Source organism: Halogranum rubrum (assembly GCF_900114455.1).
GTDB lineage: Archaea > Halobacteriota > Halobacteria > Halobacteriales > Haloferacaceae > Halogranum > Halogranum rubrum.
The window spans coordinates 1,279,476-1,292,573 of record NZ_FOTC01000001.1 but is presented as its reverse complement, the minus strand read 5'-3'; the positions used below and the strand labels follow the sequence as shown (position 1 = coordinate 1,292,573).

13 protein-coding genes are annotated in these 13,098 nt (G+C 63.3%); 6 read left to right on the top strand and 7 right to left on the bottom strand.

Features of this window, described 5'->3' with window-relative positions; all coding sequences use genetic code 11:
- Positions 1–3: 3 nt before the first annotated feature.
- Entirely contained in the window at positions 4–783 is a 780-nt protein-coding gene (locus tag BM083_RS06295; protein WP_089867223.1) for an SDR family NAD(P)-dependent oxidoreductase, read from the bottom strand.
- Between the two features lie 86 nt (positions 784–869).
- Between BM083_RS06295 and BM083_RS06290 the strand changes: the two genes are divergently transcribed.
- The 3 genes from BM083_RS06290 (at position 870) to sucD (ending at position 3,181) form a co-directional block, all read left to right on the top strand.
- Complete coding sequence (locus tag BM083_RS06290; protein WP_049893892.1) at positions 870–1,064, top strand: hypothetical protein; 195 nt, start codon at positions 870–872, stop codon at positions 1,062–1,064.
- Positions 1,065–1,169: 105 nt separating this feature from the next.
- Positions 1,170–2,315, top strand: a complete 1,146-nt coding sequence (gene sucC / locus BM083_RS06285) for an ADP-forming succinate--CoA ligase subunit beta (RefSeq protein WP_089867221.1) — start codon at positions 1,170–1,172, stop codon at positions 2,313–2,315.
- A complete protein-coding gene (sucD, locus tag BM083_RS06280) occupies positions 2,312–3,181 on the top strand; it encodes a succinate--CoA ligase subunit alpha (RefSeq protein ID WP_009375160.1) in 870 nt (289 codons plus the stop codon). The genes sucC and sucD overlap by 4 nt, the downstream gene beginning before the upstream one ends.
- Positions 3,182–3,580: 399 nt before the next feature.
- Here sucD and BM083_RS06275 read toward each other — a convergent pair whose 3' ends face one another.
- Positions 3,581–3,874: a zinc ribbon domain-containing protein gene (locus BM083_RS06275; protein ID WP_089867219.1), complete on the bottom strand. Its 294-nt coding sequence runs from the start codon at positions 3,872–3,874 to the stop codon at positions 3,581–3,583.
- Positions 3,875–3,982: 108 nt separating this feature from the next.
- A complete protein-coding gene (locus BM083_RS06270) occupies positions 3,983–4,174 on the bottom strand; it encodes a hypothetical protein (protein WP_009375164.1) in 192 nt (63 codons plus the stop codon).
- 104 nt (positions 4,175–4,278) lie between these two features.
- On the opposite strand from BM083_RS06270, the gene BM083_RS06265 reads away from it, so the two are divergent.
- Positions 4,279–4,683: a hypothetical protein gene (locus BM083_RS06265; RefSeq protein WP_009375167.1), complete on the top strand. Its 405-nt coding sequence runs from the start codon at positions 4,279–4,281 to the stop codon at positions 4,681–4,683.
- A gap of 45 nt (positions 4,684–4,728) precedes the next feature.
- On the opposite strand, the gene BM083_RS06260 is transcribed toward BM083_RS06265, so the two are convergent.
- The 4 genes from BM083_RS06260 to BM083_RS06245 are packed head-to-tail and all read right to left on the bottom strand — an operon-like array spanning position 4,729 to position 10,110.
- Positions 4,729–5,736 (bottom strand): cytochrome b/b6 domain-containing protein, encoded by a 1,008-nt coding sequence (locus tag BM083_RS06260; protein WP_089867218.1) that lies wholly within the window; start codon positions 5,734–5,736, stop codon positions 4,729–4,731.
- Complete coding sequence (locus BM083_RS06255) at positions 5,736–6,179, bottom strand: hypothetical protein (RefSeq protein ID WP_089867214.1); 444 nt, start codon at positions 6,177–6,179, stop codon at positions 5,736–5,738. Before BM083_RS06255 ends, BM083_RS06260 begins: the two co-directional genes overlap by 1 nt.
- Entirely contained in the window at positions 6,176–6,844 is a 669-nt protein-coding gene (locus BM083_RS06250; RefSeq protein WP_089867211.1) for a 4Fe-4S dicluster domain-containing protein, read from the bottom strand. The genes BM083_RS06255 and BM083_RS06250 overlap by 4 nt, the downstream gene beginning before the upstream one ends.
- Before the next feature lie 2 nt (positions 6,845–6,846).
- Complete coding sequence (locus BM083_RS06245; protein WP_089867210.1) at positions 6,847–10,110, bottom strand: molybdopterin oxidoreductase family protein; 3,264 nt, start codon at positions 10,108–10,110, stop codon at positions 6,847–6,849.
- A 238-nt stretch (positions 10,111–10,348) separates the two neighbouring features.
- Here BM083_RS06245 and BM083_RS06240 point away from each other — a divergent pair, with 238 nt between their 5' ends.
- Together BM083_RS06240 and BM083_RS06235 are read left to right on the top strand one after the other, a co-directional pair.
- Positions 10,349–12,469: a hydrogenase iron-sulfur subunit gene (locus BM083_RS06240; protein ID WP_089867208.1), complete on the top strand. Its 2,121-nt coding sequence runs from the start codon at positions 10,349–10,351 to the stop codon at positions 12,467–12,469.
- Complete coding sequence (locus tag BM083_RS06235; RefSeq protein ID WP_089867206.1) at positions 12,469–13,098, top strand: TorD/DmsD family molecular chaperone; 630 nt, start codon at positions 12,469–12,471, stop codon at positions 13,096–13,098. The genes BM083_RS06240 and BM083_RS06235 overlap by 1 nt, the downstream gene beginning before the upstream one ends.

The window sequence follows — 13,098 nt, the reverse complement described above, 5'->3', positions numbered from 1 at the left end:
CCCTCACCGAACCGTGTAGCCGCCGTCGACGACGATGCACGCACCAGTCATGTATCGTGAGGCGTCGCTGGCGAGGAAGACGGCCGTCGGTGCGACGTCTTCCGGACCGGCAATCTCGTCCATCAGCATCTCGGATTTCCAAATCTCGTCGATGTCCGGGTCGATAGCGTCGGCTTGGTCGGTGTTGTCCGTGCGGATGTAGCCCGGCGCGATGGTGTTCACCCTGATGTCGTGTTCGGCCCACTCGGAGGCGAGTTGGTTCGTGAAGGACTCGATACCGCCCTTCGAGGCGTTGTAGGCGACCTGTCGCTGCGGGTAGTTGGCGATGAACGCCGACATCGAGGAGACGCTGAGAATCGACCCGCCGCCGGACTCCATCATCTCCGTGCCGACGTACTTCGAACAGAGGAACACGCCTTTGAGGTTGACGTCGATGACGGAGTCCCACTCCGCTTCGGTCATCGTCTCGGCCGCCTCGTGGACGACGATGCCCGCGTTGTTGACGAGTATCTCGATGGTTCCGAACTCGTCGACGACGGCGTCGACCATCGACTTCACCGACTCTTCGTCGGCGACGTCCGTGCCGACGGCGAGTGTCTCGACGCCCGTCGAGTCGGCGATTTCGTCGGCCGCTTCCTGCCCCGACTCTTCGTTTCGGTTGGCGACGACGACGTTCGCGCCCGCTTCGGCGAGTGCTTGGGCGATTTCACGGCCGATGCCGCGGTTGCCACCGGTGACGATTGCTGTCTGTCCGTCGAGTTTGAACCTGTCGAGGACGGTCATGTGAGAGCGGTCACACAGGAGTCTGATAAGTGAGACGGTGACGGTGAGTCCGAACGCCTTTGCTGTCGGGGGGCGAGTCGTCGGCTATGGGATTGAAACGAGTCGGCATGGCGCTGTTCGGCGTCGGCGTGTTCGTCGGTAGCATCGTCGTCGTCGCGACGACCTATCTCCAACCCGACCTCAGTATGAACCTCCTCCTCGGTGCAGTCGGACTCGCCGCACTCGGCGTTCTCGTCGGCGGTGTCGGCGTCGCTCGCGCCGAGGCGAAATGGGAACCCTGAACCGAGTAAGAATTCGAGAGAGTCGGCAACCGAAGACGGCTTCTGCGGCAGGTCTTGTCCCGGATGGATGGGATTTAAGCACATACCAGACCCGCTTACGAACGCATGAAGCTTCACGAATATCAGGCGAAAGATATCTTCGCCGATGCCGGGATTCCCGTCCCAGAGTCTCGACTCGCGTCGAGCGTCGACGAAGTGATGGACGCCGTCGAGGACATCGGGTATCCGGCAGCCATCAAGGCGCAGGTTCACGTCGGTGGCCGCGGGAAGGCCGGCGGCATCAAAATCGCGACGAGCGAGGAGGAGGCCCGCGAGGCCGCCGACTCCATCCTCGGGATGGACCTCAAAGGCTACACCGTCGAGCAGGTGCTCGTCGAGGCCGGCGTCGACTTCAAGAACGAACTCTACGTCGGCGTGACGATGGACCGCGGCGAGGGCAAACCCGTGGCGATGGTCTCGACGGAGGGTGGCGTCGACATCGAGTCGGTCGCCGAGGAGACGCCCGACGCCATCGCCCGTGAGCACATCGACCCCGCCTTCGGGATGCATCCGTACCAGGCCCGCAAGGTCTGCTACGAGGCCGGTATCCCGAAGGAAGTCGCACTCGACGTCGCCTCGATTCTCACGACGCTCTACGACCTCTACGAGTCCAAGGACGCCTCGGAGATCGAGGTCAACCCCGTCATGATTACGGAGGACGACGAGGTCGTCGCGGCCGACGCCGTGATGAACATCGACGACGACGCACTCTTCCGCCAGCCAGAACTGGCCGAGATGGAAGAGGAGGCCTACGAGGACGAACTGGAGAAGAAAGCTGGCGAGTACGGCTTCGACTACGTTCGTCTCTCGGGGAACGTCGGTATCATCGGCAACGGCGCAGGTCTCGTCATGACGACGCTCGACCTCGTCGACTACTACGGCGGCAAGCCCGCCAACTTCCTCGACATCGGTGGCGGTGCGAAGGCAGAGCGCGTGACGCACGCGCTGGATATGGTCTTCTCCGACGAGAACGTCGACGCCGTCGTCTTCAACATCTTCGGCGGTATCACACGCGGCGACGAAGTCGCGAAGGGTATCAACGAGGCACTGGAGGCGTTCGACGAGATTCCGAAGAAGGTCGTCGTCCGCCTCGCGGGGACGAACGCCGAGGAAGGGATGGAGATTCTCAACACCGACCTCGTCGAAGTGGAAAAGACGCTCGAAGACGCCGTGCAGCGGGCGGTCCAGAACGCTGAGGAGGCAAACCAATGAGCATTCTCGTCGACGACGACACGCGCGTCGTGGTACAGGGCATCACCGGTGGGGAAGGAAAGTTCCACGCCGACCAGATGATGGAGTACGGGACGAACGTCGTCGCGGGTGCGGTCCCCGGCAAAGGTGGACAGAAGGTCCACGGCGTCCCCGTCTACGACACGGTCCACGAAGCCGTCGAAGAGGAGAACGCAGACGCCTCCGTCGTCTTCGTGCCGCCGGCGTTCGCCGCCGACGCCGTCTTCGAGGCACTCGACACGAACCTCGAGTTCGTCGTCGCCATCACCGAGGGCATCCCGACGCAGGACATGGCCAAGGTGAACAAGCGCCTCTCGGAGACCGACACGCGCCTGCTCGGTCCGAACTGTCCGGGTATCATCACGCCCGGCGAGGCGAAACTCGGTATCCTGCCGGGTAACATCTTCTCCGACGGTAACGTCGGCCTCGTCTCTCGTTCGGGGACGCTCACGTACCAAGTGGTCGACAACCTGACCCAGCGCGGCATCGGTCAGACCACCGCCATCGGTATCGGCGGCGACCCCATCATCGGCACCTCGTTCGTCGACGCCCTCGAACTGTTCGAGGCCGACGAGGAGACCGACGCCGTCGTCATGTGCGGTGAGATCGGTGGCGAAGACGAAGAAGAGGCCGCGAAGTTCATCGCCGAGAACATGGACACGCCGGTCGCTGGCTTCATCGCGGGTCGCACCGCGCCGCCGGGCAAGCGCATGGGCCACGCCGGTGCCATCGTCTCCGGCAGCGGGACGGGCACGGCAGAGTCCAAGATCAGCGCCCTCAACGACGCGGGCGTCCCGGTCGGCGACACACCCGAAGAAGTCGCAGACCACATCGAGAGCTTCCTGTAGGACCTCACCACGGGGTCGTTCTTCCGACTTCCCGTTTTTCCAACTGTCGATAGCGATAGCTGCCGCTCATCGCAGAACGACACTGTCGAAAGAAAAGAGTGTACGCCGTCTACGCTGCAATCATCGTCGCTGCGACGAACGACCACTTCGTTCCGCTACGCGACTCTTGTTTCTTGTGCTCTGCTTTCGTCTGGTTTCGTTTGTGCGTCCAGTGCATACCTACACTAAATCTTTACTCGAATATGAGTCTTACGCACATCTGACATGTATGTCACGGTTCTCAATGGGCGATAATTCGTGTTGAATAGCCCCTGAAACGGTTGTTTATGACTAATCTCCACGACGTGATAGTGTAGGAGACGACCGTATTATCACGAACTATACATACTGGTCTTCGAATCACCCGAGGCGAGCGAGACACTCGTGGCAGAACGTCACTCCGTCCGGGTTGGGCGTGCCGCAGGTTCCACAGGCGACGGCGCTCACTCGAGTAGTCGTCTCTCGCTTGCCGGTCGGAGGGACGAACGGCAGTGCTGGGGAGCGCCGCTGGTCGTCGGTCCGTGCGTGGTCTTCCATTCGAGCGACGAGGTGGTCGTCGCGGAGGGCGTGGAGTCCGCGCCACAGGCCGACGAAGAGCAGAGATGGAGCGACGATGACGAACACCGCGACGAACAGGCGGAACGCGAGCTCCATACACTGTTACTCGGAACGAGCGTTCTTGTGTGTAACGGTGACACACCACACGAATGAGTCGAAACTGCTCCGCCACTCCACCACAGAGACAGACCCGACGAGACGTCGCTAGAAGGCGTACTTGACGACCAGTGCGACGAGGAACACGGCGACTGCGCCGAAGACGAGCAGCGAGGACAGGGTCGTCACTCCGCGAATCGGGCGGTCGTCGTCGCGCGTGACCCAGAGGGTCGCGAACCCGAGTCCGAGTGCGACGAGGAGGATGCCTACGCTGTAGATACTGCTGAGGATGCCGGCCATAGACGAAGTATGAGGGAGAGTCCCAAAAGCGTCCGGGCCGAACACGTCTCGGAGGTTTCCCGGCTTGCCAACTGTTTTTGCCGCGCGTTACGACCCCTGTTTCCATGCGCATGGAACTGCGGGTCTGCAAGCACTGCTACGAGGGTGAACACGGCAACCCCGAGAAGACGGCGGTGACCCGCGACATGGTCACCTGTGCGGAGCGTGTCCGCGAGTACAAAGACCTCATCGGTCTCGACAGCATCTACATCACGCGCGTTTCGGAAGGTGACGGCGGCGGTGCAGAGGCGCTCCCCGCCATCGTCGCGAGCATCGAGAACAACCAGATTGCACTCGCCGACACGCAACTGGTGATGGAAGACGACGACGGCAACATGCTCGTCTACCCCGAACCGAAGGATATCCTCGAAGTTCTCACACGAAACATCGAACAGATAAACACGCACACGCGACAGGACGTCGCCGTCGACCTCTCCGAGGAGAGTCTCGGTCTCGTCGACGGCTACTGAGTCGTCTGGGTCGTCTCTCCTCTCTCGAACGCTTCGGCTACCGAGTCAGTCGTCGCTTCGGCTTCCGCTGCCGTCGGTGGCCGTCCGCGAACGACGCGTCTTCAGTTGCCGTTCCCAGCGCACGCGCAGGAGGTTCCCGTACATCTGCAGCACCATGCCGAGGAACAACACGAAGACGCCGATGTTGATGCCGATGGTCAAGAGCAGGTCCGTCGGTCCGCCGCCAACAGCGAGGTCCGCCGGCACGGGGAACCCTTCGTCGAAGATACTACCGACCATGACGCTGACGATGCCGATGACGGTGAACGCGCCGACGACGTGCGTCGCCCACCCCCAGTGTCGCGACAGCGTGAGTCGCTCGATACCCGTCGTCTCAGCGTCGTCGTGTTCGTGGGACTCCGGAATCTCCGAGCGCGGGATGAACGCCTTGACCTCCACCGGGAAGAACGCCGGGTGGAAGCTGTGCTCGAAGATGTGGAACATGATTCCCATCAGCATGATGACGCCGAGCAGACCGTGGAAGACGACGAACGCCGTCGCCGCCGTCTTGGTGGCGAACAGGCTGACGACGCCCGTCTTACTCCAGATGAGGACGCCGGAGATGCTCAAGAGCGTCAACTCCGTGGCGAAGATGAACACGACACCCTTGCCGATGTACGAGAGCAACGGCACCTCGTCGGCCTTGTAGCCGGCGAACTGCCGAGCGTTCGGATGTCGTTCGTCGGCGCGTCCGAGGACGAACTTGATGTCTTGGACGAACGCCAACACGTCGCCCTTCGTGGGGAGAATCTCGCGGAAGTTGCTCCGCCCCGTGTCCGTCGTCACCATCATCAGCATCCAGAACGTGATGAGCGTGAGCAGCCCTGCACCCGCGAGTCGGTGGACGGCGAGGACGCCGGTGTTGCCGCCCATCAGGAGCACCATCCACCAGAGTTCGTCGTTGAACATCAGGCTGTACCCCGAGAAGAAGAGGATGAACACGTCCAACGCGAGCAGCGTGTGGAACGTCGTCGTCATCTTCGTGAACTTCCCGTGGTCAAGGTTCGTCCCCATCAGCGGTCACCTCCCTTCGCTGTCGCAGTCCCGTCGCTATCGCGGCGCTCGTGCTCTGCGTCGTCGACGCGACTCTGTCCGCCGTCGGTGACAGCCCCGTCACGCGTCGCTCGGGCGCTCCCCGGCGGGCGCATCTGCGATGCCAACCGTCGGAACGCACCCCAGTGGACGAACACCATCAGGAGGATGAACGCCCCCATCACCACGTCGGCGAGGTGGACGAGTTTGATGGCGCCCGTCAGCCACCAGATGTTGTTGCCCGCGACCCAGTCCGCGCCGATGCCGCCGCCTTCGACGGTCGGTTGCACTCGGAACAACGCCTCGAAGTCGACGGCGAACCCGCTGGCCCACCAGAGGATGAGCGCGGTGACGGCGAGTGCGACGACGGCGTTGACGGCGATGCTGAGGCCGCTGTAGTCTTCTGTCTCTGGGAGGTCACTCATTCGAACGCCTCCGCGTCCTCGCCGAAGATGACTTCCATCGCCTTGTCGTTGAAGAACGGCTTACTCCCACGTTCGTCGAGTTCGTCGGCGATTTCGGTCGACGTGCCGACGAGGATGGCGTCCGTCGCACACTCTTCGGCGCAGGCCGGCCCCTTGCCGACGTCTTGGCGGTCTTCGCACATCGTACACTTGTCCATCGTTCCGCCGCTGCCGAACAGTTGCGCCGCACCGTCGTCGGACTCGGGGAACTGCGGTGCGCCGAACGGACACGCGGTCAGGCAGTACTGACAGCCGACACAGAGGTTCTCCCGAACTTCGACGAACCCGTTGTCCTTCTTGACCAGCGAGTCGACCGGACAGACCGAGACACAGGGTGCGTTGTCGCAGTGGTAACACTGCATCGGGACGCTCGTCTCGCCGGGCGACTTGCCCTGTGCGAGCGCCTGCGAACTCGACGCGTTGAGCCCCTTCGCTCCCTCTTGGCCCTCCAGCATCGTCGAGATGCTGATTCGCTGTTCGCCGGGGCCGATGTCCCACGTTCGTTTGCAGGCGACGACACAGCCGCCACAGTCGATACACGCTTCGACGTCGGGGAAGATGCGCGCACCGTCGCCGGTACTCATCACACCTTGTCCCATCACTTCCTCGTTGTTCTCTGTCGACATAATCACTGAATCGTCGTGTTCTCACGCACGTCGAAGTCTTTCTGTTCGCCGATACCCTCGCGGTCCTGCGGGAAGGTGAGCGCCGAGAGGTCAGCCTCGTCGTCGAGGCCACCTTTCGAAATCGGTTTCATGCTCAACTCTTGGACCAACTCGGTCGTCGCCTTCTCGACGCGGCACAGCGCCGCCTTCGTCTCCTGCATCTGCGTCTCCACGTCGTACCCCTTCCCGGTGATGAGGTTCACCGAGTCGCCGATGGCGTAGGGCAGATGCCCGTCGGGATACTTCGCTTCGAGGCTCTTGCCGTGCCAGACGCCGCCCCAGTGGTAGGGGAGGAACGTCTCTTTCTCGTTCGGCCGGTGGGTCACTCGCGCCTTCACGAGTATCGACCCACGGTCCGTCGTCTCGATGACGACGAGGTCACCGCCCTCGACGTCGAGGTCCTCGGCCATCGTCGGATGAATCTCCGCGTACATGTGCGGTTGCAGGTCGGCGGTGTAGATGTTCGACCGCGACTCCGCACCACCGCCTTGGTGTTCGACCTGCCGACCCGAGGTGAGGACAGTGTTTACCTCCTGTCTGGCCGCCTTCGCCGTCGCCTCTTTCTGGACGACGGCGTTGTTCTGGTCGAGGCGGTAGAAGTTGTTCTGCTCGCCGTTGGCCGGCCACTGCTCGACGAGGTCCGGTCGCGGACTCTCTATCGGTTCGCGGTGGACCGGCACGGTGTCGATGAAGTTCCACGAGACGGCGCGTGCACGCCCTCGACCAGTCGGCGCGTCGGGTTGCTTGTAGTCGTACTGCTCGTAGAACTCCTCGTCGTAGTTCGTCCCGTACCGCTCGTTCATCGCGACGGCCGTGTCGTAGACGGACTTCGTCGGGTCCAACGCGTACTCGTACGGGAGACTCAGCGCGTCGGGATTCGTGTAGTCCTCGGGAAGCGTCGTCGTGAAACCGGGATACTGGGGGACGCCGTAGACGGTCGCGTCCCACCACTCGGGTTCGTAGGAGTCTCTGAGGAGGTCGAGTCCCGCTTCGCCCTCCTGCTCGACGGTCGCCTGCATCGGGTACGACTTGTCGCCCGTGCTCATCTGCTCCCACTCGTCGGGAGCGGGGGCGTCGATACCCCACCGGGCACGGAAGTCGTGACCGCCCTCGCGGGGGTCCATGTCGTCGTTCCAGATGATGGGCGTGCCGGGGTGGCCCTCACCCCAACACGGCCACGGTAGTTGCCAGTACTCGCCGCTGACCGGCAGTCCCTCCTCGTTACAGCGGAGGTTCTCCGTACTGAACGCGTAGTCGTACTCACGCTGTTTCTCTAGCCGTTCGGGGTCCTGCTGATAGCCGATGGTCCGAACCCCGAGGTTGACCTCGCGGAGCGCCTCTTGGTACGTCGATTTGCCGTTGTAAATCTCCGACCCCGACCCCCAGTCGAAGTGTTCGCCGAAACCGAGTCGGTCGGCGAGTTCCTGCATGATCTGCATGTCCGGTTTGGTGTTGCCCGAGGGCGGCCGAACCGGGTCGCTCCACTGAACGGAGCGATGAGAGTTCGTCAGCGAACGGTGATGTTCGTACTGACTCGACGCCGAGAGGACGACGACGTTGTCCCGGTCGGGCATGACGCTCGCCACCGACGGGAAGAGGTCGACGATGACGACCAAATCGAGGTTGTCCATCGCCTCTTTCATCTTGTCCATCTCGGTGATGGAGTTCGCCGAGTGCCCCCAGATGACGACGGCCTTCAACTCGTTTGGCTGGTAGAGTTCCGAGTCGACGAGACGCTCTTCCTGCGGGAGCGCACCGTCGTACCAGCGAGCGACGGTCAGTCCCTTCTGGAACATCATCGACTGCTCGCTCGGGAACGAGTCGCTACGCTGGTTGCCGCCCCCGTCGGCGTCGGACGACTCGGGGTTCCCCGCCTTCTTGTACGAGGCGTAGGAGTTGCCCTTGGTGTAGAGGTCGTCGGGCATCATGCCGTACTCCTCGTACAACTCCTCGAACTCGACCGTCCCGCTCGTGTAGGGGCTCTTCGACCAGACGTCGCACCAGTACTGCCACGACCCCGGTGACCCGACGGAGTAGTAGCCCGGCAAGATGTGGCTGGCGACGGCGAGGTCGGTCGCCCCCTGCACGTTGGCGTGGCCGCGCATCACTTGCAGGCCGCCGCCAGAACGCGCCGCCGACCCGGAGGCCAACGAGAGCAGTGCGTACGAACGGATGTTCTGCGTCCCGTTGTTGTGCTGTGTGCCGCCCATCGCCCACTCGATTTGGACGTTGGGTTTGTTCTCGATGATGAGGTCGCCGAGTTCCTGAATCTGCTCGACGGACATCCACGTGATGTCGGAGACCGTTTCGAGGTCGTACTCGTCGAGTTCGGCGTCGACGTCGGGCCACCCCATGACTCGCTCGTCCAGCATCTCCTGGTCGAGTTCGTCCTGCTCACGTAGATATCGCATGACGCCCATCATGAGCGCGACGTCGGTGCCGGGTCGCATCCGGTAGTAGTAGTCGGCGTGCGCCGACGTCTTCGTGAACCGTGGGTCGACGGAGACGATTGTTCCGCCCCGTCTTTGGCCTTCGAGGATGTGCTGCATCGCAATCGGGTGGGCCTCGGCGGGGTTCTGCCCGATGATGAGGTTGAGGTCGAAGTTCCGGTAGTCGTTGATGGTCTGGGTCATCGCCCCGTAACCCCACGTGTTCGCCAAGCCGGCGACGGTGGTGGAGTGGCAGATGCGTGCCTGGTGGTCGACGTTGTTCGTCCCGTAGAACGAGGCGAGTTTCCGGAAGGCGTACGCCTCCTCGTTGGAGTGGTGGGCGCTGCCCATCCACATCACGCTGTCCGGACCGTACTCCTCTTTGATGCGGGTGAGTTCGCTGGAGACTTTCTCGTAGGCGTCGTCCCACGAGAGCTTCCGCCACGACCCGTCTTGCTTCTCCATCGGATGTTTGAGCCGTCGCTCGGAGTGTTCGCTGCCGTAGATGGCCGCGCCCTTCGAGCAGAGCGACCCGTTGTTGACCGGGTGTTCGTGCCACGGCTCTTGGCCCACGAAGGCGTTACCGTCACGTTCGGCCTTGAACCCGCAACCGACCGCACAGAAGTTACAGATGGTCTTCGTGAGTTCGGTCCCGGTGTCGGCTCCGTCCGTCTCGCCGTCGTCCGCTGCGAGTGCGTGTCCGGCCCCACCGCCGCCGAGCGCGATTCCCCCTGCGAGTGCGCTCGCTTTCAAAAACGAGCGTCTGTCTAAGTCGAGTGAAACTGGTTCGGTGCTCATAATATCCCGTTCGCGCGTTCCGACACGCGAACTCCCTACTGCTAAGCCGAGCAACAAGTGGGCCGGTAAAGAGTGCACTGGCCGCGGCGCTTCGTTTATCGGCAATCGAGGTTTCTTTGCGGAAGTATTCTCCTGTTTGTCGGAACTCCAAAACTGACCTCTCGATTCCGAAAGAATTCGTCGACAGAGCCGTACTCGGACACAAGCTCTTTGCGCGTGCCCCGGGTGAGAACTGACAATGAACGTCGGTGCATTCGTCTGTTCTTGTGGTGGCACCTGTGACCTCGATTTGGAGGGTGTCCGCGACGGCGTCCGCGACGTCGACGTCGTCGCGAGCTCTGAGCTTCTCTGTCAGGACGGACTCGACGCGATGGGTGCGCTCGTCGACGAGTACGAACTCGACCAGATAATCGCCACTGCAACCGACGACGGCTGTCAGCGCCGAATCGAGACGCTCGCCGAGGAGAAGGGTCTCCATCCGGAGGCGACGGCCTTCGTCGACCACCGTGAGCGCACGAGTTGGGTTCACTCCGCCGACGAGTCGACGGACAAGACCGCCCGACTCATCAACGCGACGACGGCCGGGTTGCAGGAGGAAGCGTCGAGTCGGTACGTCTCGCAGACGACCGGTGACCGCGTCGCCGTCGTCGGCGACCCCGAGACGGCCGCCGCACTCGCCGACACCGCCGACGTGACGCTCGTCGCCCACGGTCACGACTTCGCGGGCGTCTCCGGACTCGACGACGTCGCTATCGAACGCGGCCGTGTCGTCGGCGTCGACGGCGAGTTCGGCGAGTTCACGCTCACGCTCGAAGCGCTCGTCACCGAGGACTGCATCTCCTGTATGGAGTGTGTCGAGCAGGGGCCGGACGGTGCGGTGACCGCCCGCCCGGTCGACATCTCGCCGAACGCACCCGACGGCGAGTGGCTCGACTGCTGTCCGACCGACGCCATCGACGCTTCTGGTGTCCAGCGAACCGTCGAGGTGGACCAAGTCGTCTACCCCGGAGCCACGGACGGCGCACGAGGTGGCCGAATCGGCTTCTACACCGGCCCCGTCGACGCCGCCACCGTCGCCAGCGTCGAACACCACCTCGGCGGCGTCGAGAAACCGAAGTTCCTCGATTTGGAGATGGACGTCTGTGCGGCGGGCGAGTCGAGCCAAGAGGGCTGTACCGTCTGTGTCGACGCCTGCCCGCACGACGCCGTCGACCGGCCGAAGGTGGACGAAGTCGAGTTCGACGAGGTGGCCTGCATGAACTGCGGGGCCTGTACGAGTTCGTGTCCGACCGGGGCCGTCCAGTTGCGCGAACCCTCGAACCGTCGCATCGCCCGCGAAGTCGAATCCCTCCTCGACGCCGAGGAACGCGGCAGCGGGTGGCTGTTCGACCGCCAGACTGCCGGTATCGAGACGCCCGTCGTTGCCTTCGTCTGCTCGGAGTACGCGGCCGACGCGCTTCGCGAGTACGGGCGGCAGTCGGCCGCTGGCGCCGACCTCTCGTACGCACCCATCCTCCCGGTTCGCGTCAACTGTACCGATACTGTCGGCGAGGCGCACGCGTTGCACGCGCTCGCCGCCGGTGCCGACGGCGTCGCCATCGTCGGTTGTGGCTCCTCGTGTCTCCACTCCGGACCGGACCCGAAGGCCGAACTGGTTGACCGTCTCGGTCGGGCGACGACCGACCTCGGACTCGGCGAGCGGGTGACGTTTCTCGCCCCCGAGGCCGACGATCCGAGCGCGTTCGTCGACGAACTTGACGACTTCGTCGGTGGACTGGAGACGACACCCGTTCCCGCAGGCGACTACGAGTCGATCGGCGTCGTCCGCGAGGAGAAGCCGAACCCCGAGTACAACAACCACGATTGGACGCTGGAGAGTATCCGCACCATCGTCGAGCACAGTTCGCCGGAACGCGACGTAATTCGCGGACTACAGAACTTCGGGCGGATGGACGTCTCCGACGCCTGCAACCTCACGCCGACGTGTTCGACGCTCTGTCCGACCGACGCGATTCGGCGGACCGACGACGGTGACCTCCAGTTCAACCACGAAGACTGCGTCAACTGCGAACTGTGCGAGGAGGGTTGTCCCGAGACGGCCATCACCATGGAGGCTGGACTCGACCTGTCGCTCCTCCCCGAGAACCGCGACGGCGAGCGATGGAGTACGGTCTACGAGGGCGAGATGCTGGAGTGCGCGCGCTGTGGCAAACCCTTTACCAGTCAGGGCTCCGCGGAGAAAGTCATGGACGACGTCGGCCATCTCGTCGAAGGAATCGCACCACAGAGCGACCACAGCATCTTCGAGTACTGCGGCGAGTGCCGTGCGACGCTCATGTTCGAGCAGGGGGGACAGTGATGGACGACAGCGCCATCTACGACGCGCGGACGGAACTCGTCGACTTCGTCATCGAGGTGTTCTGGGACGTCCCCGACCGGGAGTTCGTCGAGAGCCTCCTCGCTGGTGAAGTCGTCGTCCCGGACGGCCACGTCAACGACGCGCTCGACGAGGGGTTCGACGTGCTCCAGTCGTACATCGAAGCGAACCAGGGACGCCCTCTCGACGAACTCCACGAGGAACTCGAAGTGGAGTACACCCGCGTCTTCGTCGGCCCGCGGCCGCCCGTGTTGCCCCACGAGAGCTACTACCGCGACGACACCGACTACATGGGGCAGGGACTCGCAGACGTCGAGGCGAGTTACGCCGCTGCCGGGTGGACCCCGCCGGAGAACTACCCCGAAGAGAACGACTTCGTCGCCGTCGAACTCGCCTTTCTCCGGTGGATCATCGGTCGGCAGGCGACCGGTGCCGAGGAGGCGTTCGGCTACGAGCGCGTCTTCCTCGACGAACATCTCACGACGTGGGTCGGCGAGTTCGTCGACGACGTGCTCGACGAGACGGACGACGACCTGTTCAGGGCCGCAGCACTCGTCTTGCAGGGTCTCGTCGAGTTCGAAGACGAACTCGTCGCGCAGATGGCTCGGTAG

Excerpts from the sequence above, each read along its gene's own strand:
- BM083_RS06295 (WP_089867223.1), bottom strand. The coding sequence starts at position 783 with ATGACCGTCCTCGACAGGTTCAAACTCGACGGACAGACAGCAATCGTC.
- BM083_RS06290 (WP_049893892.1), top strand. The coding sequence starts at position 870 with ATGGGATTGAAACGAGTCGGCATGGCGCTGTTCGGCGTCGGCGTGTTC.
- sucC (WP_089867221.1), top strand. The coding sequence starts at position 1,170 with ATGAAGCTTCACGAATATCAGGCGAAAGATATCTTCGCCGATGCCGGG.
- sucD (WP_009375160.1), top strand. The coding sequence starts at position 2,312 with ATGAGCATTCTCGTCGACGACGACACGCGCGTCGTGGTACAGGGCATC.
- BM083_RS06275 (WP_089867219.1), bottom strand. The coding sequence starts at position 3,874 with ATGGAGCTCGCGTTCCGCCTGTTCGTCGCGGTGTTCGTCATCGTCGCT.
- BM083_RS06270 (WP_009375164.1), bottom strand. The coding sequence starts at position 4,174 with ATGGCCGGCATCCTCAGCAGTATCTACAGCGTAGGCATCCTCCTCGTC.
- BM083_RS06265 (WP_009375167.1), top strand. The coding sequence starts at position 4,279 with ATGCGCATGGAACTGCGGGTCTGCAAGCACTGCTACGAGGGTGAACAC.
- BM083_RS06260 (WP_089867218.1), bottom strand. The coding sequence starts at position 5,736 with ATGGGGACGAACCTTGACCACGGGAAGTTCACGAAGATGACGACGACG.
- BM083_RS06255 (WP_089867214.1), bottom strand. The coding sequence starts at position 6,179 with ATGAGTGACCTCCCAGAGACAGAAGACTACAGCGGCCTCAGCATCGCC.
- BM083_RS06250 (WP_089867211.1), bottom strand. The coding sequence starts at position 6,844 with ATGTCGACAGAGAACAACGAGGAAGTGATGGGACAAGGTGTGATGAGT.
- BM083_RS06245 (WP_089867210.1), bottom strand. The coding sequence starts at position 10,110 with ATGAGCACCGAACCAGTTTCACTCGACTTAGACAGACGCTCGTTTTTG.
- BM083_RS06240 (WP_089867208.1), top strand. The coding sequence starts at position 10,349 with ATGAACGTCGGTGCATTCGTCTGTTCTTGTGGTGGCACCTGTGACCTC.
- BM083_RS06235 (WP_089867206.1), top strand. The coding sequence starts at position 12,469 with ATGGACGACAGCGCCATCTACGACGCGCGGACGGAACTCGTCGACTTC.